The sequence below is a fragment of the Mucilaginibacter sp. L3T2-6 genome (assembly GCF_030519355.1).
Taxonomy (GTDB): domain Bacteria; phylum Bacteroidota; class Bacteroidia; order Sphingobacteriales; family Sphingobacteriaceae; genus Mucilaginibacter.
Genome location: NZ_JAUMKC010000012.1, coordinates 145,412 through 170,044 on the forward strand (window position 1 = coordinate 145,412; position 24,633 = coordinate 170,044).

Annotated in this window: 20 protein-coding genes; 14 read left to right on the forward strand and 6 right to left on the reverse strand. The window is 44.6% G+C overall.

Going from position 1 to position 24,633, the window contains the following annotated elements:
• Window positions 1-125 precede the first annotated feature (125 nt).
• From Q3W13_RS14760 to Q3W13_RS14770, 3 genes are all read left to right on the forward strand, one after another.
• Window positions 126-2,921, forward strand: coding sequence for a TonB-dependent receptor (locus Q3W13_RS14760; protein ID WP_302865027.1), 2,796 nt, complete (start codon window positions 126-128; stop codon window positions 2,919-2,921).
• Window positions 2,922-2,976: 55 nt separating this feature from the next.
• Window positions 2,977-4,425: a hypothetical protein gene (locus Q3W13_RS14765; protein ID WP_302865028.1), complete on the forward strand. Its 1,449-nt coding sequence runs from the start codon at window positions 2,977-2,979 to the stop codon at window positions 4,423-4,425.
• 428 nt (window positions 4,426-4,853) lie between these two features.
• On the forward strand, window positions 4,854-6,263 hold the full coding sequence (locus Q3W13_RS14770) for a glycosyl hydrolase family 18 protein (RefSeq protein ID WP_302865029.1): 1,410 nt from the start codon (window positions 4,854-4,856) through the stop codon (window positions 6,261-6,263).
• Between the two features lie 101 nt (window positions 6,264-6,364).
• Here Q3W13_RS14770 and Q3W13_RS14775 read toward each other — a convergent pair whose 3' ends face one another.
• Window positions 6,365-7,348: a GlxA family transcriptional regulator gene (locus Q3W13_RS14775; RefSeq protein ID WP_302865030.1), complete on the reverse strand. Its 984-nt coding sequence runs from the start codon at window positions 7,346-7,348 to the stop codon at window positions 6,365-6,367.
• A gap of 127 nt (window positions 7,349-7,475) precedes the next feature.
• Between Q3W13_RS14775 and Q3W13_RS14780 the strand changes: the two genes are divergently transcribed.
• The 5 genes from Q3W13_RS14780 to Q3W13_RS14800 all read left to right on the forward strand — a co-directional run bounded on the left by Q3W13_RS14780 (window position 7,476) and on the right by Q3W13_RS14800 (window position 10,951).
• Window positions 7,476-7,922, forward strand: a complete 447-nt coding sequence (locus Q3W13_RS14780; RefSeq protein ID WP_302865032.1) for a DUF1569 domain-containing protein — start codon at window positions 7,476-7,478, stop codon at window positions 7,920-7,922.
• 89 nt (window positions 7,923-8,011) lie between these two features.
• Window positions 8,012-8,404 (forward strand): hypothetical protein, encoded by a 393-nt coding sequence (locus Q3W13_RS14785; protein WP_302865034.1) that lies wholly within the window; start codon window positions 8,012-8,014, stop codon window positions 8,402-8,404.
• 85 nt (window positions 8,405-8,489) lie between these two features.
• Complete coding sequence (locus Q3W13_RS14790) at window positions 8,490-9,068, forward strand: Crp/Fnr family transcriptional regulator (RefSeq protein ID WP_302865036.1); 579 nt, start codon at window positions 8,490-8,492, stop codon at window positions 9,066-9,068.
• A gap of 75 nt (window positions 9,069-9,143) precedes the next feature.
• On the forward strand, window positions 9,144-10,031 hold the full coding sequence (locus Q3W13_RS14795) for an SDR family oxidoreductase (protein ID WP_302865037.1): 888 nt from the start codon (window positions 9,144-9,146) through the stop codon (window positions 10,029-10,031).
• A gap of 152 nt (window positions 10,032-10,183) precedes the next feature.
• On the forward strand, window positions 10,184-10,951 hold the full coding sequence (locus Q3W13_RS14800; protein ID WP_302865039.1) for a class I SAM-dependent methyltransferase: 768 nt from the start codon (window positions 10,184-10,186) through the stop codon (window positions 10,949-10,951).
• Between the two features lie 29 nt (window positions 10,952-10,980).
• Here the strand turns inward: Q3W13_RS14800 and Q3W13_RS14805 are convergent, their stop codons facing one another.
• Entirely contained in the window at window positions 10,981-12,810 is a 1,830-nt protein-coding gene (locus Q3W13_RS14805; RefSeq protein ID WP_302865041.1) for a beta-galactosidase family protein, read from the reverse strand.
• Between the two features lie 265 nt (window positions 12,811-13,075).
• Here Q3W13_RS14805 and murB point away from each other — a divergent pair, with 265 nt between their 5' ends.
• The 5 genes from murB (at window position 13,076) to Q3W13_RS14830 (ending at window position 18,381) form a co-directional block, all read left to right on the forward strand.
• Entirely contained in the window at window positions 13,076-14,095 is a 1,020-nt protein-coding gene (gene murB / locus Q3W13_RS14810; protein WP_302865042.1) for a UDP-N-acetylmuramate dehydrogenase, read from the forward strand.
• A gap of 266 nt (window positions 14,096-14,361) precedes the next feature.
• Window positions 14,362-14,898, forward strand: coding sequence for an RNA polymerase sigma factor (locus Q3W13_RS14815; RefSeq protein ID WP_302865043.1), 537 nt, complete (start codon window positions 14,362-14,364; stop codon window positions 14,896-14,898).
• Between the two features lie 188 nt (window positions 14,899-15,086).
• Entirely contained in the window at window positions 15,087-15,326 is a 240-nt protein-coding gene (locus tag Q3W13_RS14820) for a cytochrome b5 domain-containing protein (RefSeq protein ID WP_302865044.1), read from the forward strand.
• 79 nt (window positions 15,327-15,405) lie between these two features.
• Window positions 15,406-17,904 carry a hypothetical protein gene (locus Q3W13_RS14825; protein WP_302865045.1) on the forward strand — a complete coding sequence of 833 codons (2,499 nt, stop codon included), beginning with the start codon at window positions 15,406-15,408 and terminating at the stop codon, window positions 17,902-17,904.
• 195 nt (window positions 17,905-18,099) lie between these two features.
• Window positions 18,100-18,381, forward strand: coding sequence for an ATP-dependent Clp protease adaptor ClpS (locus tag Q3W13_RS14830; protein WP_302865046.1), 282 nt, complete (start codon window positions 18,100-18,102; stop codon window positions 18,379-18,381).
• A gap of 115 nt (window positions 18,382-18,496) precedes the next feature.
• Here Q3W13_RS14830 and Q3W13_RS14835 read toward each other — a convergent pair whose 3' ends face one another.
• Together Q3W13_RS14835 and Q3W13_RS14840 are read right to left on the reverse strand one after the other, a co-directional pair.
• Entirely contained in the window at window positions 18,497-19,564 is a 1,068-nt protein-coding gene (locus Q3W13_RS14835) for a branched-chain amino acid aminotransferase (protein WP_302865048.1), read from the reverse strand.
• Between the two features lie 198 nt (window positions 19,565-19,762).
• Entirely contained in the window at window positions 19,763-20,725 is a 963-nt protein-coding gene (locus tag Q3W13_RS14840) for a tryptophan 2,3-dioxygenase family protein (protein ID WP_302865050.1), read from the reverse strand.
• Window positions 20,726-20,855: 130 nt separating this feature from the next.
• Between Q3W13_RS14840 and Q3W13_RS14845 the strand changes: the two genes are divergently transcribed.
• A complete protein-coding gene (locus tag Q3W13_RS14845) occupies window positions 20,856-21,329 on the forward strand; it encodes a universal stress protein (protein WP_302865052.1) in 474 nt (157 codons plus the stop codon).
• A gap of 35 nt (window positions 21,330-21,364) precedes the next feature.
• On the opposite strand, the gene Q3W13_RS14850 is transcribed toward Q3W13_RS14845, so the two are convergent.
• Both Q3W13_RS14850 and Q3W13_RS14855 read right to left on the reverse strand, forming a co-directional pair.
• The gene (locus Q3W13_RS14850) at window positions 21,365-22,657 is read right to left on the reverse strand and encodes an HAD-IB family phosphatase (protein WP_302865054.1); all 1,293 of its coding nucleotides are present in this window, start codon (window positions 22,655-22,657) and stop codon (window positions 21,365-21,367) included.
• A 109-nt stretch (window positions 22,658-22,766) separates the two neighbouring features.
• Window positions 22,767-24,137, reverse strand: coding sequence for an RNA methyltransferase (locus Q3W13_RS14855; protein ID WP_302865055.1), 1,371 nt, complete (start codon window positions 24,135-24,137; stop codon window positions 22,767-22,769).
• Window positions 24,138-24,633: the final 496 nt, after the last annotated feature.

Genomic DNA, 24,633 nt, shown 5'->3' on the forward strand with positions numbered 1-24,633 from the left:
CTTCCGGGATAGTTGTGAAATTGAACCAAAATTAACCAGCCCTTAAGCAAATGATATTAGTTTGATAATTGCGATAATTCTTTCGTGCGTTAGCCGCAAAATAGCTTTGCAGCAATAATTAATACGTGAAAAAGATAGCATTATTCCTAATTACTTTTCAGCTTTTATTTTGCAGCTATAGCGCCTGTTACGCCGATGCGACAGGTAAAATTTCCGGAAAAGTTTCGGACGAAAAAACGGGCGAGACACTGATAGGCGCCACTATTTACATACAAAACACCGGAAGGGGCACCGCCACAGACGTTGACGGAAATTATATGTTAAGCGCTCTCGCCCCCGGCAGGTACACGCTGGCAATAAAATATATCGGGTATCAAACCAAAGTAATTAATGATGTTGAGGTTAATCCCGGCGATGTGCTGCATCTTGATATAGTTCTTAACCCTGACGCCAGGCAGGAACTGAAAGGAGTTACCGTGACTTCGACATTCCGGAAAGAAACGGTAGGCTCATTATATGCCGCCCAAAAAAATAATGCAGCAATTACTGATGGCATATCTTCTGAAAGTATTAAGGCAACGCCTGATAAAAACACCTCTGAAGTACTGAAGCGCGTTAGCGGAACAACCATACAGGACAATAAATTTGTGATTATAAGGGGCTTGAGCGACCGTTATAATACTGCCTTGCTCGACAACGCGCCCTTGCCAAGCACCGAGCCGAACCGCAAGGCGTTTTCTTTTGATATCGTTCCGTCGAACCTGGTGGAAAACATTATTATCAATAAAACAGCTACGCCAAACCTGCCGGGTGATTTTGCCGGCGGCGCCGTACAAATAAATACCCGCGATATACCGGACGAAAATTTTACCACGGTAAGCCTGGGCTATACTTATAATACGCAAACCACATTTAAGAACTTTAAGAGCGGGTATCGAAATGCCACCGATTATCTCGGATTTGATAATGGCTCGAGGAAATTACCGGCCAGTTTTCCAACTACGCAACAGGTAGTAAGTTCATCACTGAGCCAGCAGCAAACTATTAACGCAATCAATTCTTTAAATCCTGATTATAACACGTATACACAAAGTGCAATACCGGGACAGAATTATCAGCTATCATTAGGCCGTGTGAAGGAAATAGGTAAAAATGGCAATAAATTTGGCGCTTTAGCTGCCATCACCTACCGTAACTCGCTGCAAAACAGTCCTAACGTGTTCCGCGATTTTTATACATTCAGGTACAACGACCAGCAGTATAAATTTTCAACCAATGTTGGGGCGCTCGCCAATTTTGCCTATACCTACGGCAAAAACAAAATAACATTTAAAAACATATATAACCGGGTTTTCGACGATCAATTTCTTTACCGGCAGGGAGAAAATTCAGCCATATCGAGCGATGTGCGGTTTTATGCGTTTGACCTGATCCAGAAAGCATTATTTAAATCCACACTGGAAGGCGAGCATGGGGTTGGCAGCAAAAATTCAAAGCTGAAATGGACAGCAGGTTATAGCAATATTATTAATGACCAGCCCGACCAGCGCAAAACCAGCTACTCGCGCAATGTAAATGACCGCAACAATCCGGCTGTACCTTATGTTGCAAACGTACAAGGTACTATCGGAAAAGAAAATGCACGGCTGTTTTCATATTTGTCGGAAAATATTTATTCAGGCGATGTAAGCTACTCTGCGCCTTTAACATTATTTAAACAGCCAGCTACCTTTAAGGCAGGCTTGGGTACGCAATACCGTAAACGGAACTTTGACGTGCGGTTTTTAGGCCTGCTTATAAGTGACAAAGTGTTTGATGGGGACGAGCGAAACCAAATAGCCCAACGCCCGCTGGCTACTCTTTTTGGCTCCGATCTTGTCAACGCCGGGAAATACGACCTGAAAGAGATTAACGGCGACGCAGACTCTTACGATGCCAGCAGTTACGTAAACTCGGGTTATTTGATGCTTGACAACAAGTTGAGCGATAAGTTGCGGATGGTGTGGGGCGTGCGCGTGGAGCAGTTTAACCTCAGCCTTACGGCAAATAGCCCATCGATACCCAAAACCAGGCTTGATAATGTTGATGTGTTGCCATCGGCCAATTTTACCTATGCACTTACGCCAAAAGCTAACCTGCGCTTATCGTATTACCGCACCCTTGCGCGGCCCGAATTCAGGGAACTGGCGCGGACGTCGTATTACGATTATGAATTACTTGCCCTGCAGACGGGCAACCCTAACCTGAAGCGTGCGCTTATAGACAACGCAGATTTAAGATATGAATTTTATCCTTCGGCGGGTCAGATAATTTCGGTCTCTGCATTCTACAAAAAATTCAATAATGCTATCGAGTCGAATATAAACGATGTAAATGCCTCCACCCCCGAAATAAGCTACCTGAATGTTAAAAAGGCAACCACTTACGGAGTGGAGCTTGAAGTAAGGAAAAAGCTGGAGTTTATAAGCAGCCAGGATGCGTTTAAAAATACCACCATATATACCAACTTGTCGCTGGTAAAGTCGGAAGTGGAAGATCCTTTACTTATCGGTACAAAGCGGCCGATGGTCGGCCAATCGCCTTATGTCATTAACGCGGGTTTGTTGCATACTGAACTGGAGCAAAAGTTGAGCTTTAATGTACTGTTCAATCGTATTGGTGGCAGGATATTTAAATCAAGGGGAGCAAACTTTCCTAACGTATATGAGAGCCCCCGCAATGTGCTCGACTTCCAGGTGGGTTACAAAACATTTAAAAACCGCGGTGAATTTAAACTTAATGCCGCCGACCTGCTGAATAACAACTACCAGTTCTTCTTGGATTACGATAACAACGGAGAATTTTCGGCAAGCAAAGACCGCATATTCAGCAGGTATAAACAGGGTACCAGCCTTTCTTTATCGTTCACCTATGCATTATAGGTAAAGGCGGCGTATGACATTAAAACACAAAACAACTATAAATAAAAAAGCAAGTATGAAAAAGCACACATTACTATTACTCTTGACGGCGATGTTTTTCGCCGCATGTTCGAAAAAGGATACGACGCCGGTAACGCCGGTTACTCCTGGCAATGTGGTTGAAGTGAGCGGTGATATTAAAGTTGCCACTACATGGACATCAGACAAAATTTACCTGTTAAAGGGATTTGTATACGTAACCGACGGCGCTACGCTAACTATTCAGCCAGGCACAATTATCAAAGGAGATAAAGCCACTAAAGGCACTTTGATAATTACACGCGGAGCTAAAATTGAGGCTGCCGGCTCTGCCGAAAAGCCGATTGTGTTTACTTCAAATCTTCCGGCCGGCGGCCGCTCAAGCGGAGATTGGGGCGGAGTAATCCTGTTAGGCAAAGCGCCTGTTAACCCCACCTCAACACCAAATATTGAAGGCGGCCTTGATCCTAAAGGCGACGCGGCAAAATACATACAATACGGCGGTACCGATGCTAATGATAATTCAGGTACGCTAAAATATGTACGCATAGAATACGCAGGCATTCCTTTCTCTCCGGATAATGAGATCAATGGCTTAACCATGGGCGGCGTAGGAGCAGGAACAACCCTTGATTATATAGAAGTTTACCGCTCAGGTGATGACTCGTTCGAGTGGTTTGGGGGAACTGTTACTGCTAAACACCTGCTTTCAATAGGTGCGCAGGATGACGATTTTGATACCGACTTTGGTTTCTCAGGTAAAGTTCAGTTCGGTTTGGCCCAACGCGCGCAGGTTGTTGCAGATTATTCCGGGTCAAATGGCTTTGAATCGGACAACGATGCTGTAGGTTCAAATAACACGCCTCAAACCGGTGTAATATTCTCAAACATGACAATTGTCGGCCCGCTGCTTTCGCCAACAGGAACGTCTGGTATTAACGCCAACTTCCAGCATGCTGCTCAAATTCGCCGTAATTCATCACTAAGCCTGTTCAATTCGTTGTTATTGAATTACACCGAAGGCGTTTATATAGACGACGGCCTGCCTGCCGGTCCTCAAAATTCATCTTCAAATTTTGTCGCCGGTAAACTGGTTGTAGCCAATAACCTGGTTTATGCGTGCAACTCAAAAGGAAACGAAGTGAAAGGTCAAAATAAAACTCTGTTCGAAACCATCCTAAGAGGAACAAACGTTTTTGACAATACAAAAGGTGCGGCTGACGTAATGATGGATCCATTAAAATATGGATCTGATTTCAAAGCCTCGGGCGGCACAAATTCAGGTACGCCGAACTTCACTGTAAAAGATGGCAGCGCCGCCGCTACGACAGCGTCGGTATTTACAAGCGCTAAATTTACCGGGGATACATTTTTTGACAAAACACCAACCTATTTAGGTGCGTTCGGATCAACAGACTGGTCAGCAGGCTGGGCAAGCTACGATCCGCAAAAGTTACCATACACTACTCCGGGTGCGGTAAAATAATATATACGGGGATTAATTAAATTTTTAAAAGGTTCGCTATTTATTAGCGGGCCTTTTTTGCATTGTAGGGTTTTTGTAGGGTTTTGTTGCTTTATAATTAACCCCGGTTTGGTGCGAATCAAGCGTATCGCCTAAAACTACTTTTTCGCTTGTTTTTTATTCCTCATCGCTGAAAACGGCGGTTTGCGTCGCCACCGCGCTTGCGGTTCACCCGTATTAAAATCAATACAAATTACTAATAATCAGATATTTATATTTTAATATATAAATTTATCCCTATCAAATAGCGTAATATTTAATGATTTAAAGCCCCTGATTACCCTATTTGATGCGCTGGCGGGCTTGGCAGCTACAATATACAGGCCCGTTCCTCAGAGCTTAACCGAAAACTAACAAACCAATAATTATTAACCTTTAATTACTATTTTATGAAAGCAAAACTTAACGCTTATCTGCTCGCTGTAGTTGCGATAGTGCTTTTCGCGCTGTCGTCCTGCCGTAAAGAAAACACGGCTGACTTCGCACCCCAATCGCCCGGCTTATCCTCCAAAAGCATGACCGCCCCTGAACCGGTGACTGCGGCTACCTTTAAAGTGATAGGCTATATGCCCAGCTGGGAGGGGGATGTAAACGCTGTACAATACAGCAAACTCACCCACATCAATTATGCGTTTTTAATACCTAATACCAACGGCAGTTTGCAGGCGCTGGATAACGCTTCCAAATTCCAAAGCCTGGTAACCACCGCCCACAACAATGGCGTTAAGGTAATGATATCCGTCGGCGGGGGCGGAGGAGGTGATGCATTTCATACCATTGTGGCCAGTTCGGGCACCCGCACGGCGTTTGTGAACAACATGGTTAGCTTTTGTAATCAATACAATTGCGATGGCGTAGATGTTGACTGGGAGTTCCCTTCGGCCGGTACGGAAGCAAGTAACTTCCTCACCATGATGCAGCAGCTCGCTACTGCCATGCATAATAGCGGAAGACTGTGCACCATCGCGGTTATATCAACCGGCGCAACCTATATCACCAGCGGCATGTTTACTGCCCTTGACTGGCTTAACATTATGGATTATGATGATAACAACTTTCAGCACTCCACTTATCAATCGGCTGTAGATTGCCTGGACTATTGGAGCGGCCGCGGCCTGCCGGTTGAAAAAACCATACTCGGCGTTCCCTTTTATGCGCGTGATAGCCGTTACGATTACTCAACCGCCAATTATAATGTTATACTTTCAATGGGCGGTAGCCCGAATTCGGATACTTTTCAAACTTATGGCTATAATGGCATTCCTACTATTACCGCAAAAACTAACCTCGCATTTTCCCGCGGCATTGGGGGCATGATGATATGGGAGCTGGCCGGCGACGCTACTGGCGCTAATTCACTTTTATCGGCCATACACAACGCAATAATTTCGCAGGGTAACGGCGGCAACGGCGGGGGTGCGCCAATTGGCCAGGTAATTACATTGAAAGGGTTTAATGGGGAATATGTAAGCGGTGAGAACGGCACCCAGGCCATGAACTGTAACCGCGCAACTGCACAAGACTGGGAGAAGTTTACTGTTGTTGATGCCGGGGGCGGCAAAATTTCGCTCCGCAGCATGGGTAAGTATGTATCGTCTGAGAACGGCACGCAGGCCATAACCTGTAACCGCACGGCTATAGGGGACTGGGAGAAATTCGACTGGATAACCACTGCCGACGGTAAAGTAACCCTGCGTGGAAACAATGGCAAGTTTATTTCCAGCGAAAACGGTACACAGCCGATGACTTGCAACCGTACCACAGCATCGGGGTGGGAAGCATTTGGAGTGAACCAGTGATCAGAGATTATGCCTGCGCTAAAAATAGGGCAAAGCACTCCTGAATGTTAACTAACAGAAGCAAAGGGCCGGCATATGGCAGGCCCTTTGTATCATAACCATTAAACAACCGCTATATCCTTATTGTACCTGTTTCTATATTCGGCAGGAGATAAACCGGTTATTTTTTTAAAAACTTGCCTGAAAGCCCGGCCGTCGGTATAACCAACATCATACATTATCTCATCCAGATTTTTTCGGGAAGTTTCAAGGCTCTTTTTTGCAGCCTCTATTTTTATGCGCTGCAAGTATTCTGCCGGGGTGTTGGCGGTCGCTTTTTTAAATCGGCGGTCAAAATTGCGGCGGTCGATGGCCAGGGAGGAAGCCAGTTTTTCGATATTAATTTTCTTCTGCAGGTTATTTTCCATGTAATCTTGTGCCTTTTTTATCCCGTCGTCGTCGTGGTTTTTCTGGTCGGTAAAAATGGTGAACGGCGATTGGCTGTTTCTCCCTAAATCAACCTGAAACAATTTGGCGCAAAATATGGCAGTTTCGCGGCTGTAGTATTTCTCAACCAGGTATAATACCAGGTTCATAGATGATAAAGCGCCGCCGGTAGTATACACCCCTTTTTCGTCGGTAATTATCTTGTCGGGCTGCAAATCGAGGTGGGGAAACATCTTTTTAAATACGCCTGCCGCAGCCCAGTGAGTTGAGCATTGCTTGCCGCTTAAAATGCCGGCGGCCGCCAGCAGGAACGCCCCGGTGCAAAGGCTGGCTACTTCGGCTCCAAGCTTGTACTGCTGGACAACCCAATTGATCAATGCTCCGCTATTTTGTAAGGTATGCGATAAATGCTCGTCAAGCGTGGGTATAATTATCAGGTCGGCTTTGGGGTTATCAGCTAAATTTATGTCAGAATTTATGGTAAAACGCCCATTATACAGCGAAGTTTTTTCAGTACATCCTACCAGCCAAATTTTAAATACAGCATTTCTTCCTGTATTTATATGATATTCATTAGCCTTTGCAAATACTTCGTAAGCCAATACGATGCTGGCGGCATTTGAATTACTTTCCGGAATTACGATACACAGGTTTTTCATGGCCGTTGTTTTTACAAGATTAGCTGAAAAAAATGTCCAAATCAACAACGCCGAATGTCGATATTGCAGCATTCAGATGCGGCATACCGGCAATATCTTTGTGCTGACCCGATCAAAACAATCCTACATGAAAACCATATTTGATAATGCCATTAGCGAAGAATTGGTAACAAGAATCAACCAAATTAATGCAGACAGCAAGCCATTCTGGGGCAAAATGAATGCCTATCAGATGGTAAAGCATTGCCGTCTATGGGAGGATATGATCACAGGCGAGTTGCCAACCAAACGGGTATTTATAGGCCGTATATTCGGTCGCATGGGTTTGAAGGCGGTAACGAAAGACGATACGCCCCTTGCGCATAGCACGCCGACAGCGCCTGAATTATTTATAAAGGAAACAAGTGGTAATATTGATGAAGAGAAAGCAAAGTGGATAGCGCTCATTCGTGAGCATAAAAATTTTTCGAATTCAAATTTTGTGCACCCGTTTTTTGGTCCGATGACGAAGGAGCAAATTGGTATAATGGCCTACAAGCACATCGACCATCATTTACGGCAATTTGGGGCATAAAAAACCCTGCCGGTTTAACGCGAAACTTGCGCGGGGTTTGAAAATGTCGATCTAAATGCCAAGTTTTGATGAATTAAACCACAATATTTATGAAAATTACGGTATTGATCAGCCGTGTATTGCTTGGCGTTATTTACCTCATATTCGGCCTCGACTATTTTTTACATTTTATACCGTACCAGCCTTTACACACCGGTGCGCCCGGCGCTCTTGTCGCTGGTCTGAAAGGCACAGGGTATATCTATCCCATGATGAAAACTATACAGATAGCCGGAGGCCTGTCGCTTATGTTTAACCGCTACGCGCCATTTGCTGCGGTAGTTCTTTTTCCTACAAGTTTGAACGTGCTGCTGTTTCACACTATCCTTGTTCCGTCCGGCTGGTATATGGGCGTTATCCTGATGGCGCCTAATTTACTGCTCGGATGGGGTTACCGGCATTATTATGCAGGAATGTTTACAAGGGTGGCGAAAGTGAATTGACCGTAAATTGGGCCTTAATGAATACCAGGTGCAATTGCATATTTTACCTGAAATTTACTGCTGAAATTTTACCTTTGAGATTGCCATGAAAGCAGCATTTGAAAGCTATCTGCGCCAGCAAACCCAGCTTGACGAAGCCGGCGTCCGTCGCGTAAGCAGCTTAGCCATTTCCCGTAAACTTCGCCGGAACGAGTTTTTGCTGCGTGAAGGAGAAGTGTGCAGGCACAAAACATTTATCGTGAACGGGTTGCTGCGTACTTACAGTGTTACCCCGGATGGTAACGAGCATATCCTGTCATTCTCCCCCGAAAATACCTGGACGCTGGAAGTAGAAAGCTACGACCGGCAAGCACCTTCCCGTTCCCATATAGATGCCATAGAACCGGGTGAGGTTCTGCAATGGCTTAAAGCCGATTTTAACGGCTTACTGGAAGAAATACCTCAGTTGAAAATACTTGCAGAGCAAATGGTTTCGCGCAGTATACATAGCAGCCGCCAGCGTATTATTACCACACTTAGCGCTACGCCCGAGCAGAAATATGAAGACTTTGTACAAACCTATCCCGGCTTACTTCCCCGCCTGCCGCTGCGCATGATTGCCGGTTATCTTGGCGTATCGCTTAAAACACTTACACGCCTCCGGCACGCGCAAATGCTCCGTTGATTTTCAAATATGGTCAAATGACCATGTTTTTAAGCGGCCTGGACGCCAATTTTGTGCTTTATTAATCATTATCCTATGCAAGTATTTGTTACAGGGGCCTCAGGTTTTGTAGGCTCTGCCATTCTAAAAGAATTAATAGCCGCCGGTCATAGCGTTTTGGGGCTGGTGCGGTCAGACAAAGGCGCCGAAGAGGTTGCAGCAGCCGGTGCGCAGGTATTGCGGGGCGATGTGAATGACCCTGAGATATTAAAACAGGGCGCCATCACATGCGATGCAGTTATTCATACTGCCTTTAACCACGACTTTTCCCGTTTTAAACAAAATTGCGAAGACGACCGCAAAGTTATTGAAATTTTAGGCGATGCCCTGGCCGGCGCCGGAAAGCCGCTGGTAGTAACTTCGGGTGTCGGTCTGCTTAATTATGGGCGGCCCGCTACTGAGGATGACGTTCCGCCGGGTTCGGATGTGATTCCAAGAGCCGCATCGGAAGAGGCGGCAAGGGCCGCCATGGCAAAAGGTGTTGACGCCTATATTGTGCGCCTGCCGCCCAGCACACACGGCGCAGGAGATCATGGCTTTGTGCCGGTGATAATCGATATTGCAAAAGAAAAAGGTGAATCAGCCTATGCCGGCGAAGGTCATAACGTTTGGCCGGCCGTTCACCGAAATGATGCTGCCAGGCTTTATCGTTTGGCTATAGAAAAACGCCCTGCGCTGAAAGTATTTCACGCGATTGGTGAAAGCGGTGTTTTGTTTAAAGAAATTGCTGAAGTAATCGGAGGTGGCTTGAAAATGCCCGCCGTAAGCAAAACAGGTGATGATATTGCCGCTCATTTCGGATGGTTCGCACACTTCGCAACGATGGGTTGCCCAGCTTCCGCCGAAAAAACCAAGGCCACGCTAGGCTGGGAACCAAGAGGTAAAAGGTTGATTGAGGACATGAAAGCCAATTATTTCAATTGAAATGAACCAAGTCTACCTAAATCCTTTCCATTTACGAGGGACTTAGGTAATCGCTGTGTGATTACCGGGCTCCTTACTTTTCGCAGAGGTTTTAGAGCTCCTGTTTACGCCGATGGGATAAACTAATTCTCACGTCTCTTCGTTTCTATTTAATGAGCACTACCTCAGAAGCTACCAAACGTTTTACGGAACGCGTAGAAAACTACGTAAAATATCGCCCGGGATATCCGGCTGAAGTACTTGAACTGCTCGAAAATGAAGGCGGGCTAAGCCAGGGCGCTGCTGTTGCCGATATTGGTTCAGGTACAGGTATATTTACCAGGTTGCTGCTGCAGCGTGGTTATAAGGTTTATGCTGTTGAGCCTAACCAGGCCATGCAGCAAGCCGCCTGCATGTGGTTAGGGGATGACCAAAACTTCACACCGGTTGATGCAGTAGCCGAGGCCACCACACTTGATACACACAGTATTGATATGGTGGTTTGCGCGCAGGCTTTCCATTGGTTTAACGATGCCCGCACACGGTGGGAGTTTAACAGAATTTTAAAAGATGAAGGCCTGGCGGCACTAATCTGGAATAACCGGCTGGCTGATACCGACGACTTTTCAATGGCTTATGAAAACCTGCTGAAAACTAAATCTGTCGATTATAATAAGGTTAACCATCGTAATATAAACGATATCGACTTCAAGGCCTTTTTTAAAAACGGCGTTTATAAACAGGTAAATTATCCCAACGCGCAGCTGTTTAACCTGGAGGGCTTAATGGGGCGGGCGTTTTCATCATCCTACGTTCCGGCCGAAAATAGTATCGACGGTATGAGATTCCGGGGGTTGTTAGAGGATATATTTGCCAAATACAATACAAAAGGAACCGTAACCTTTACTTACCAGACAGAGGTGTACCTGGGTAAAGTATGACGCCTGGCCCTCGTAATATGCATGAACAGTTATTCTTTAATCACCTCATTCAATACCGGATGATCCAGCGCTGAAATCTTTGTATGCCCGCTTTTCAGTTCATCAAAAACTACAATTTGGTTTAAACCCTTTTTAAGCCAGGAAGCAGGGATATACAGTGTTTGTTGCGGGCCGATATTCCAGTATTTGCCTATATTGATGCCATTTAAAAACACAAATCCCTTACCAAAGCCATGCATGTCTAAATAGGTGTCGCCTACATTGCTCAGATTAAAGGAGCCTTGGTATAACGCGGGCTGCAAGTCAGCGTCATTATTCTGACTAAATTTAAATCCGGCGGTATTGCCAAACGGGAATTTATACATTTTCCAGCCGGTAAGCTCTTTATCGCCCAGGGTAACCTTTTCGGTTATGCCCTGTCGGTTATCGGTTAAATACGGGCCGTAATTAATGCGGCCGTTGTTTTCGACCAGGATGTCAAGTACATCGCCTTTCTTAGCATCGTCTAACTTCAGGGAATCCTGGCTCAGGCGGCGGTCGAGCACGCTGATTCGTTTACCATTTAAATAAACGGTGGCATAATCACGCATCTGCTTAACTCTCAGCAAGCCGGATGCAGCCTCTTTTAGCGTGGTGCGATAAAGTACAAAGCCATATCCCTGGCCCAGGTCTTCAAAGCATAGAGGTTTATCAGCTGCAATGGGTTTTCCAAGGTTACTGAATAAATCACCACGGCCCGTTAATTTGATATTTGGAATAGCGACAGTTTTATTTTTTGCAGGCACAGGCGGCAATTTTACGCCCCGGGGCAGGTGTTTCTGTATAATCTCGCGGAACTTATAGAATTTAGCCGTGGGGTTGCCGGATTCATCCAGTGGTGCGTCATAATCATAGCTGGAGGTTTGCGGCGAATATGGGTCGTGTTTGCCCATGTTAGCGCCATTCATAAAACCTCGCGTAGTTCCGCCATGGAACATGTATAAGTTAATAGAGATGCCTGCCGAGAGAACCGTATCGAGTTTTTTGGCATCTTCGTCGGCATTGCTGCCCTGGTGCGGCTTGCCCCAGCTGTCAAACCAGCCGGGATACCATTCCGCGATATAATAAGGCCCTTTGCCGTCATGGTATTTATTGATGAGCGCTTTTACTTCCTTTGGATTATCCAATCCGTTAACAGCTGGCAGGTAACCAGGTAAGTAACCGGCCGGCATTTGCGAAGGTCCGTCGCAGGTAAACAGCAGGCCGGTAAAGCCGCCTTCTCGGAAAATTTTGCGGTTGATGTCGAGATATTCTTTATCGTTACTGTACGATCCGTATTCGTTTTCAATCTGCACCATCAAAATATTACCCCCATTCGTTATCAATAACGGAGAAAGCTGCTTGCCCAATTGCATGATGTAATCCCGGTAATATTTTAAAAATTTAGGGTCTTTGCTGCGCACTTTCAGGTTCTTGTCTTTAAGCAGCCAATACGGGTATCCGCCGAATTCCCACTCCGCACAAGCATACGGACTTGGCCGCAGTACCACCCACATGCCTTCTTCTTTGGCTATACGCACAAATTCGGCAATGTCGTTGTTCCCGGTAAAATCAAACTTTCCTTCCTCGGGCTCCTGGGCGTTCCAGAAAACGTAAGTGCCGATGGTGTTCAAACCCATAGCCTTGGCCATTTTAATGCGCTGCCGCCAATAAGCACGCGGTAAACGTGTACAATGCATTTCGCCCGAAATTAATTGCATCGGCTTTTTATCCAGCAAAAACACGGAATCGCCAAGGGCGAAAGTGTGTTTTACTTTTTGAGCGATAGAAAAGTTTGATAACAATGCGCTGAACAGTAGCAGTGCGGCGAGCTTTTTCATAGTCGGGCTAATTAATAGGCAGGCAAGTTATTCATTTTTGGAAGAAATATAATGCGACAACGGTGCGCATACGTTTGCGTAAAATAATTTTGTGTAATTAAACAGAGCGATCAAATAAAATGTAGCGAGTGCTGAAAATGGATTGATGACATTTGGATTTAAATGGTCAGTTATCCTTCCTTAAACATGCGCATATTTCATACACCAGAAATCCGCACATCATTCATACATTTGCACATCTGCATATCCGCACACAAACAATACCATGCTTCAGATACAGGAAAACGTTTCTCTAAAAAATTTCAACACATTTGGCGTGGATGCCAAAGCCCGCTATTTTGTAGAGATCAGCAACCGGGACGAACTCGTTGAACTGTTTATGGATCCTCAATGGCTGGAGACAGACCGTTTAGTTATGGGCGGTGGCAGTAACATGTTGCTGTTAAAGGATTACCATGGATTGGTAATTCGAATCAATATTCGGGGAATAGAGCACAGGATCAGCCACGAGGATGTTTTCGTAGAAGCCGGCGGCGGGGAGGTATGGAACGACCTGGTGAATTATTGTGTGACGCGCGGGTATGCCGGTCTGGAGAATCTGAGCCTGATACCTGGTTCAGTAGGGGCGTCGCCCATACAAAACATAGGTGCATATGGGGTGGAATTGAAAGATGTTTTTCAAAGCTGCTGCGCCTTCGAAATTGCAAGCCGCACTTTCAAAACCTTCAGCAAAGAAGATTGTAAGTTTGGATACAGGGAGAGTGTTTTTAAAAATGAGTTGAAAGGCCAATATATTATTGTATCGGTAAAGTTCCATCTGTCGCTGGCGCCGCATTTCAATTTAAAGTACGGAGCTATCGAGCAGGAACTGGCAAATCGCGGAATTACCTCGCCGACGTTGAAAGATGTATCGCAAGTGGTATCGCATATCAGGGTATCCAAGTTGCCCGACCCCTCCACCATTGGCAATGCGGGAAGTTTTTTTAAAAATCCGGTCGTCACTGTTGACGAATTCGAGGCTGTTTACACTAAGTTCCCTGATGTAGTGCACTACCCTGCTGGTGACGGATTGATAAAACTGGCTGCCGGCTGGCTAATAGAGCAGTGCGGCTGGAAAGGTAAAGTGGTTGGAAATACCGGAACCTGGAAGAACCAGGCCCTGGTTTTGGTGAACCATGGCGGTGCAACAGGCAACGAGGTGTACAACTTTTCGTCGCAAATCATAGACAGTGTGTACACTAAATTTGGCGTTAGACTACAACGCGAGGTAAATATTATTAGTTAAATATTTATCTTTAAATTAAATTTTCCATTTTAATTCCTGCTGTTTATAATAACATTCCTGTTACCGACTGGTTTTAAATTTTTGTTTTAGGTTTTGATAATATCAGTTTAAATAGTTGATTAATAGTATTTTGATAATTTAAATAGTGTTAATATTACACTAGTTGATTTTGTCCTGTTAAATACCTGCTTTACAATTTATGGTTCTTTCGGTTCAGACCGAGTGGCACTATGCTTGCCTAAGTAGGGATACAAAACTTTAACAGTATGACAAAGATTGAGTTTAACACCCTAGTACTACGTCAGGCAACCTCGCTAAGGTCTTACGCCTTACACTTTACCCACGACGCAGATGATGCTAACGACCTTGTCCAGGATACAATGTTGAAGGCTATAACTTATTACAATAAGTTTAAGGAAGGAACAAATTTAAAAGGGTGGTTATACACAATTATGAAGAATACATTCATTAACAACTATCGCCGGTTTGTTAAAATGAATACGTTTGTAACCAAAAGCGATGAGATCAGCTCTCCTAACCTGGTGTTCAGCTCTACCAAGAACCAGGGCGAAGCCAAGTTTGTGATGGACGACCTGAAAAAAGCTTTAGACAGACTACCCGCTGATTACTATGTGCCTTTTACTATGTACTTTGAAGGCCACAAATACCACGAAATTGCCGACCATTTGGAAATTCCTATCGGTACTGTAAAAACCCGCATCCACGTTGCCCGAAAGCTGCTTAAAAAGAGCTTGAAAGCTTACGATAATGGTATAACCAAACCGGTTTACGCGGAAAATTAACATTTTAGTTACATCTGCATATAAAGAGCTCTGGTTTACCGGGGCTTTTTTTACGCCCTTATCACCTTATTTCGACGTGGAGAAACCTTTGAACTATATATAGCCGGGCTTTTGTAGTTCAACAGGAATAGCAGGATAAGTTGTTTCGCTGTAGCTCTAAATGCCATATATTTGGGAGTAAATTTTATATGCCCGATACCACTCCAACATACACCAAATCACAGCTTGCCTTACGCAACGGGCAGGATAAACCTGAAATATGGGTGGCATACAAAGGAGTGATCTATGATGTATCCCGCAGCCGCCTTTGGCGTAACGGCAAGCACTATGAGCATTGGGCCGGACAGGACCTTACCGCCGAACTCCCCGACGCGCCGCACGACGAATGGGTTTTTCAAAACCTAGATGTGGTTGGCAAACTTGTGTAGTGCCGCACCATCCCGGTCTGTCCTGTTTTGCCTCTCCTTTTTAAATATATTGAGTTAATTTGTCGTCAAACGTTTGCTTATGCTGATTAGAAAATTAACTGTGCTGCTCGCAATTGTCCTTTGTTCAACTGCTGTTTGGGCAAATCCTGTCGGTAAAAATCCGGGAAAAATAACCATCAGTAATCCGAAACTTAAACTGGTGCTTGATTTGGACGGCCGGGTAGCCATAACCGCACTGGTAGTTAACGGTCAAACAGTTATAGATAATAATGAAGGTGTATTTACATCAGTTACAGCAGGCGGTGTTACTTACTCTTCGCTGCATATAAAAGAAAATCCATCCTTAATTAAAACCGGAAATATATATCGTGTTAATGGCATCCGTTATGGCGATACTAAATTCGTTGTTTCAGAGAGCTGGACTTTTACCGTATCAGGCAGAAATATCAAATGGACGATAGAACGCAGTACTTCAAAGCCGGTAAAGTTGGATGAAGCCAATATGCCGGTGTTCAATTTCGATAGCATCAATACCTGGGAAGGCGCTTACCAGGGTTACGGAGGCCTCGCCTGGTTTTATCTGTTTAATGAAAAGCTGAACACTTACGGTGTGCACACCCGTTCATCGAGCTTCTGGAACACCAAAACCAATAATGGCCTGCAGGTAACTATAAACGCGCCCGGTAAAAAAGTAGCTATGCGCTATACCCGCACCAATAACGATAAGCTGGCTTATGCCGTTACCGTATCGGATAAAGAAATGGGCTTCAGAACTGATAGCGGCACATGGCGCAGAAGATTCATCCCCAATAACGAGCATGTTTTTGCACCATTTTCTGTAAAGGCCGGCAAAACAACGCAAAGCCTTACCCTTGCCTATTTTAACGTGGATGAAAAATATGGCCGGGGTAAGCTGAACGGCATCAACGGCGAACAGGTAAGCGCGGTGTTGAATACCATTGCCAGGATTGGGGTTATCGATTCGCTGCACTATGGCGGCAATAGCTGGCATACACCTTATGGGCCTATTTGTCTGCACGAGCAATATATTGCTCAGATTGGTTTAGGGGTTGATGACCCGGCCTATATCAATGGTTATAAAAGCTGCCTTGATTATTATCGCGACCATGCTATACAACCAGACGGTCGTGTTTACCCGCGGTGGGCCTACACCGATGAGGACATGATGCCGGGAAAAGGCAACAAGGAAGGTTTTTACGAGGCGCAATGGGGCTACCTGCTGGACTCAAACCCCGACTTTGTGGCAAATGTATCTGATTTATATAACCTTACCGGCGACAAAGCATGGGTAAAGAAGCACCAGCAAGGCTGCGAAAAGGCGCTCGACTGGATACTTAACCGCGATAGTAACCATAATGGCCTGGTTGAAATGATGACCGGTCTGCAAAGCCAAAAACGCAGTAGCGACTGGATTGATATTATCTGGGCCTCGTATGAAAATGCATTTGTAAACGCTAAGCTTTATCATGCATTGGTGGAGTGGGCAGATATTGAACGCCAGTTGGGCAACACTGTTAAATCACGGTATTATGCCGGTTTCGCTGCTAAGTTGAAAGCCAGCTTTAACAAGCCTGTAGGCGAGGGCGGCTTTTGGGACGCAGAGAATAATTGTTACATCCACTGGATAGATAAGGACAAATCTATCCATGGCAGGAATACGGTTACGCCGGTAAACTTTATGGCTATTGCTTACGGTATCTGCGATGACAAGGCCCGCCGGAAAATTATTCTGGATGCCATTGAGACGCAGATGGAAAAAGAGAAGCTGTTCTTTTGGCCGCTGTGTATGTATAGCTACGCTCCAGGTGAAGGCAAGCAGTCGCAATACCCGTTCCCGGAGTATGAGAACGGCGACATTTTCTTATCCTGGGGTTCTATCGCGGTAAAAGCCTACGCGGATTATAAGCCTGAACTTGCAGTAAAATATGTAAAAAACGTGCTGGAGCAATACAGTAAAGATGGCCTTGCCTTTCAGCGTTACGGTCGCCAAAAGCAAGATGGCCGGGGCGATGATATCCTTTCGGGCAATAGCCTTTCCATCGTTGGGTTATACGAGGGGATTTATGGCATCAACCCAATGTATAACCGCCTGTATCTTGAGCCGCATATAACACCGGAGCTGGCAGGAACAGAATTACGCTATAAATACCAGGGTAAAAACCTGCTCATTAAGCTGGACAATAACCATTATTCGATAGACTGCGATGGATATAAGGTAACGTCGAAAGAGCGTTTTGGCTTTAATTCGGCTCCTGGTCAATTAACCTATTTTAACCGTCACAATGCAAACGCGGCCTTGCAGGTTAAGTCGGCGCAGCCCGTTGAACTTACCATTAAACAATGGGAAGATGGCAAACTGGAATGGGAACAATCGGTGAGTAAGGTAACCGGAGCTTTGCTCGCCTATACTATTCACCAGTTAAAGCCCAATACTGACTATTGGCTAAGCATAAACCAAAAATCGTCTGAGAAACTTACCAGCAATTCGAACGGAGATTTGGTTATCAGCATGGGCGCTATAGCGCCTGTTGAAACAATGATGCTGAGCAGAAAATAAGTGGTCTTTAAATATCTTCAAAGATCAAGTTTCTTGAGCAACAATAATAAGTTCTGCCTTATAAAAGCATATTCAGTTTCGGTATTTCAACTGAATGACAAAAACGGGCGATAAATCCGTCCAGGTAATAAAATTAGCCTTTGCGCCATCAAGGCTCTGTTTTATTATAGTTTTTTGAGTAATTTTGTAATTACGATGCCGACTGAAACACAGGAAGAAACCTTTACCCTGGAGGAACTATTGGTGGGGCTTAAAGAGCTTCACCGCCTTATATTATGGAACGATGACCACAACACGTTCGACCATGTGATTTTTTGTATGATGAAATACCTGGACTATTCTGAAGCGCAGGCTGAAAAAATAGCCTGGAAAGTTCATAATGAAGGCAAATGCGCCATATTGGAAGGTTCGTTTACCGAAGTGGAAGTTTATCGCAAAATCCTTCAGCAGGAAGGTTTGACGGTGAGCGTGGAGTAATGTTACGTTGCTTGCTGATAGTTAACCAAGTTAATCTGCGCTGATAATACAAAACAGCCCTTTTCAAACTAAATTGAAAAGGGCTGTTCGTTTACGTAATATTTTTCAACTAAAATTAAGAAACCATATAGTTCCAGCCGTGAACGTCGGCTACGCGACCGTATTTAATGGCGTCAAGCTCAGTTAGTACTCGTTGAGAGAATTCCCGGGTTTTCGGGTCGCTCAGGAAATATTCTTCGCCGTTATGGCTGATTGAACCTACCGGCGCGATAGTAGCAGCGGTGCCTGCACCAAATGCATCCTGCAGTTTGCCGTTTTTAGCGCCTTCAATAATTTCTGCAACTGATACCCGGCGCTCTTCAACAGTCATTCCCCATTCACGGGCCAGTGTAATAACAGTGTCGCGGGTAACGCCATCCAGAATTGTATCGCGGGTTGACGGGGTGATCAGTTTACCGTCCAGCACAAACATAACGTTCGCTGCGCCCATCTCTTCAATGTACTCGTGGTTTTTTGCGTCAGTCCATATCAGCTGGTCAAAGCCTTCCTCGGTTGCCTTTTTTGCGGGCAGCATACTGCCGCCATAATTGCCTGCTGACTTAGCATAGCCCATGCCACCTTCGGCAGCGCGGGTGTATTTGGTTTCTATTTTAACGCGCAGTGTTTTTGAAAAATATGGACCGGTCGGGCCTATCAGTACCATGTATTTATAAGTTTTTGACGGCGCTACGCCCAGGTAGGGATCGGTAGCAAACATAAATGGCCGTATATACATAGCATGGTGCGGCTTTGCCGGAATCCACTCGCGGTCGATATCTACAACAGCTGCGATGCTTTGGATAAAAATCTCTTCGGGCAAGGCCGGCATACATAAACGCTCGGCCGACTTATTAAAACGGATAGCATTTTTGTCGGGACGAAAAACAGACACCTGGCCGTCATCATGCTTGTACGCTTTAAGGCCTTCAAAAAATGCCTGGCCATAATGCAGGGCCGAAATCGCCGGGCTCAAACCAATTTCGCCATACGGCAGAATTTCAAAATTTGTCCATTCGCCATCAATGTAATCCGCAGAAAACATGTGGTCGGAAAAATTTCTGCCAAAAGGCAGGTTGCTAAAATCCGTTTCCTGTAAACGGGAATGTTGTGTTTTAGTGATTTTGATTTCGAGCGTCTCGGTCATAACCTTAGTGTATTAAATCGGAAAACCGCAAGGTAGGCAAAATTTTGCTTATTACGGTTGGATTATGGCTGATTCGCAGTTTTTTACAATAAAATCAGGAAACTGTAAAGGCGTAAATAGTACACTATCAGATTTACTTTTTTATCAAGACCAGATGTCCTCAGCCTAGCGGCTAACTGGTTCGGTTCAATGTGCAGACTACGAGCTGCGAACTTCTTTCAATACCTTTTCTACCCATGCCTTTCCCCAGTTTTCCAGTTCCTGTTCGCTCCATATCGATGGGTAAAAAATGCGTTTCTGAAAACGGGGCGGCAGGTATTTCTGCCAGTTGGTGCCACCGGTTGCCCTGATTTCTTCGGGCTCGCGGTTCAGGTAGCGTACCGCCGATTTATAATGTACCAGCGGCCAGTTAACATTTACATTTACATCCAGTTGCTTTAATTCCGCTTCTAATTCCTCGATGGCAAGTCCGTTTGCCTTTAGCTGATGATAAAGAGCGTAAAAGTTATTGCTGGCACAAGCTTTTGCCAGACTGATAAAAGTACCGGCATATTTTTTTTCGAATTGTTTAAGCGTAAGTGTTTTTTTGCCGGTAGAAAGTTCTGTAGCACCGAATTTCCAATAGATATATTCGAACTGGTCCTCTACCGAAGCGCCGGCCAGTTCCTGCCGCTTATCTTTCGCCACCAGGTTGATAAAGTCTGTCGCATAAATCTCTATCAGTCGGTATTGTCCGGATTGGAACCCGCTCGCAGGCAATAACGACATTCTGAACTTTAAAAATTGCTCTTTCTCCATGCCATCAACCATAATTCCGAACGAAGTCGTTAAGGCTTCAAAATATTGATTGATGCGTCTTAAGCGGGCAGTGAAGAATTCAGCGGTAAGTGACTGTGCCGACGAGATCTGTTTACATTCATGCAGCGCCAGTTTAAAATACAGCTCGGTTATCTGGTGGTACATGATGAAGATCTCTTCATCGGGGAACGGGGTCTTTGGGCTTTGCAGGCTTAATAGGGTATCCAGATGGATATAGTCCCAATAGGTTAAAAAATCAGCATAAAGCAAACCATCAAGATACGATACCATATCCTGGCCCATCGCCTCATACTTTTCCTGCAGCTGCGCCAGCCGCTCTTCAATCTCCGGAGAAAAATGCATGGACAAATGTAGAAAGAAAACCTTTACGTGATAAACCTGGTACTGTTACTTCAAACAAATGTTTATCTTTATAGTACGCAAAACATAACGGCGTCCGTTTGTTATAATCCATACCAAAACACTTGCAGCCATGAAAATCAATAAAATACTGATAGGCATTGATGACAGTAAATATGCAGAACATGCCGCCGAATACGGTTTTGACATCGCACAAAAGTTTAAGGCTTCGGTGGGCGTGGTAAATATTATCGAGCCGGTAGTGATTCCCGAAACCGGCGCAGGTGTCGATCCGTTGATGGGCGCAGGTACGGCCGGCAATATTGCACAGGAAATGGAGATCCTCGACATTCAAAAAAATAATTCGGAAAATATTGTTGATGCCATTATCAAAAGATTTGCAGGCGATACGAATGTGACCCACTTTACCGAATATGGCTCAACAGCCGACGGCATTATCAATTGCGGGAAAGAATTTGGCGCCGACCTTATCGTTATTGGCACCCACAGCCGCAGCGGCCTCGACAGGTTGTTAATGGGCAGCGTAGCTGAACATGTTATCCGCCATTCCGAAATACCGGTACTCGTGGTTCCCTTCAATTCCTGACTTATGGCTATTGCAAGCACTGCAAGCCATAAACCTTAGTACAGCAGCCTGAACTTTATGGTGTGTTCGATGGTCTTCAGTTCGTTCAATACTTCCGGGTCGTAACCTTTATTTACGTCGGTAATTACGTAGCCTATCTGCGGATTGGTTACCAGGAATTCGCCTACTATATTGATGTTGTGCCGGGCAAACACATCGTTAATTTTAGCCAGTATACCAGGTACGTTTTTATGGATATGTATCAGCCGGTGTGCATTGCTAACCCGGGGTGGCTGCAAGTCGGGGAAATTACAACTTGTATGTGTTTTACCTTCATTCATAAATGCCATTACACGTTTTGGGATAAAATCGTCGTTACGCGGATTATGCTTGGGGTCGTCAAAGATTATGATGCCATTTTCGCAGGCGGTCTCTGCCAGCTTCCTGCTGCTTATCTTTCCGAAAATACCTATCACCTTTAACCTGCCTGCATTTTGCAACTGTTCGGGAGTTGGCTGGTGGGTTTCATCGCAAAATAGTACGCCTGCCTCCTGCAGATATATTTCGTCTATGCTATCCCGGTGCCGGATATTATAGCCCTCTTTCTTCATTTGTGCCAGTGCGTCGTCTTCTACGTCGCCCACAACCAAACATTTAATTCGGTTTTTAGGGTAAGATATGGCGCGGGGCAGTTTGTTCAGGTATAAAAACTCATCAAAGCTAGGCGTAATATGGTCTGCCTTTTCTGCTACAGATTTGCGTTCGATATTCTCTGTAAAGGCAAAAAATTTCTTAATTATCCCCGATTCTTTTAGCTGAAAATCTGAATAGCCGTCGCCGATTCCGTAAATATCGCCTTCCAGGTCTAATTCTCTCAATAGTTTCACCTTGCCGCCTTCCTGGCTTAATGGGTTTTCACGGTCGTATCCTATTATATTTCCATCGTCGCCAAATACGAACGTATTTGCGTAGATATTTTCTTTTTTGATATGATACTCCGTAACTACCGGCGTAATGAACTCTTTAAAGCCACCTGACACGATCAATACCTCGTCCGCGTGTTTTTTAAAGAATTCGGTATTGCGTGAAAACGAGATGGATACCTTCTTTTTTAAATGGGTAATAAGCTGTTTTAAATGCTCCCGGTTCGCCTGTAATAATTTCACCCTGTTCTCCAGGCTCTGCGTGAACGACAGGCGGCCCTCCATGCTGGCATTGGTGAGATCTTCTATCTGTTTATAAATGCTTTCCCGGTCGGGATGATGACGCAGCGAAATGCGCGCCAGCTCGTCTAATGCTTCAACCTGTGTGAATGTGCTGTCGAAATCTATAATAAAGTATTGGCTCATTTTTGATGTGCAGATATACGGATTTGCAAATGTGCGGATTTTTTAAATTGATTTTAAATAAGTTTATAAAGTTGATAGGATGAGTAGTATATAACAAATAAGATATACATCAATTTGAAGATAGTATCCTTAATTCTTTCGGAAAATAATTATTGATGCGATTTGGCAGCAACTTGGCCCACCCTAATGGATGTCCGTCAAAATTCATAAGGCTCCAGCCTTTATCATTTGTATTCAGGTTAATGTTATCTCTGCGAAGATATTGGATGGCCTGTTCATAATTCAATTCGGTTTGTAATATGTTTTCCTTATTTACATATATACTAAGTGCCAGCTCATGATCGGGCACCAGGTCGTTACCTATGAGTTTGCCAATCCGCACACCGGACTTTTTCAGGTAGAGGAATTTTTGCAGCAATTCAAGGCTTTCCTTGTGCTGATGATCTACTGCCAGCCATTCTTCATTCACCCTAAATAAATAAAAGTCATCGGGGCTGATAAGGTAAGCTTTTACGGCATCGATTTCTTTGGCTGGTAGTTTTTGATTGCCTTTATTTTTAAAAACGGGCGGCTCTCCGGATGCATCTTTTTTTTGCAGGCAAGCGGCAAACAGCCCTTCACCTTGTACCAGGCCGGGGTAAAAGCGATATCCCCAGGCTTTATGCTTCGGAGATTCCGTTTCAACAATACCCCACTCCTTATATATAGGTATACGGACAGTTTCCATATCGAATTCGCCGCACAGCCAATCCAGTATATCCTCGTTTTCCTGGTGCGAGTACGAACAGGTGCTGTATATAAGGTAACCATCCTGTTTAAGCGCTGGGTAAATATCGGCCAGTATACGCTCCTGTCGCTGATGGCACAGGCTTACATTTGCTTCTGACCATTCGTTCATTGCCCCCGGGTCTTTGCGGAACATGCCTGAACCGGAACATGGTGCGTCAACCAGTATGACATCGAAAAAACCCGGCAGGCGACTAAAGTCGCGCGGGTCGTTATTGGTGACGATGGTATTGGCGGTACCCCAGCGGTTAAGATTGTCGTATAAAATAGGTACCCGGGTTTTGATGATTTCGTTTGATACCAGCAGATCGCTGATTTTCATTGTTGAATTAAGCAGCGTGCTTTTGCCGCCCGGCGCAGCGCAAAGGTCGAGTACGTTTACTGTTTCGTTATTATTTTGGTTGATGCACTTATATATATGATCGATAAACATCGACGATGCTTCCTGTACATAATAACAGCCGGCATGAAAAAGCGGGTCGAAAGTAAACGAGGGACGTTCGTCCAGATAATGGCCATTGGCACACCAGGGCACTTGCCCATCGGTTTTAATTTGCGATTTTTTAAATGGATTTATCCTTATAGATGTAGGAGGTGAGTTATTTTGATGTGCCTCAATGAATTTTTTTTTGTCGAAGCCCGGCTCATTTTTTAAAGAGTCCAGAAAATTTTCAGGAAAAATCTGCTCGTTCATTGACGGCAAAATTACAAAATCTGGCGGTGGCATCAGGTATGTATGTTTTTCTTTAAGTAATGATGTAAAGACTATGCTTTAGTTTACAGGTAGTTACCAAATTGTTTTAATTATTTTAAAAAATGTTTTTGCAGGTCGGTAAAATCTCCCTACATTTGTGGCCCGCTTCAGAGGAATGCGGGTTGTTTTTTGAAGGATTAGCGAATAAAAATAATCTGAAAAAAAAGTGAAAATAACACTTGACAGGAATTAAAAATAGTCGCATCTTTGCAGCCGCTTCTACAACGAAGCAAAACAGTTAAAAAGTTAGAAACCGCGAAGGTTTTAAACATAAGTTCTCTGCGACAGAGAACACAAACGTTCTTATAAGAAATAGATAATCATGTAGCGAAACGGTCGTGAGACTGTTAAGTTAAAAAGAAGTTCAACCGAGCCTGGTTGAATGGAAAGAGTCAAGAGAGTAGGATATTGTATAAAGATAATAATACAGATTCTA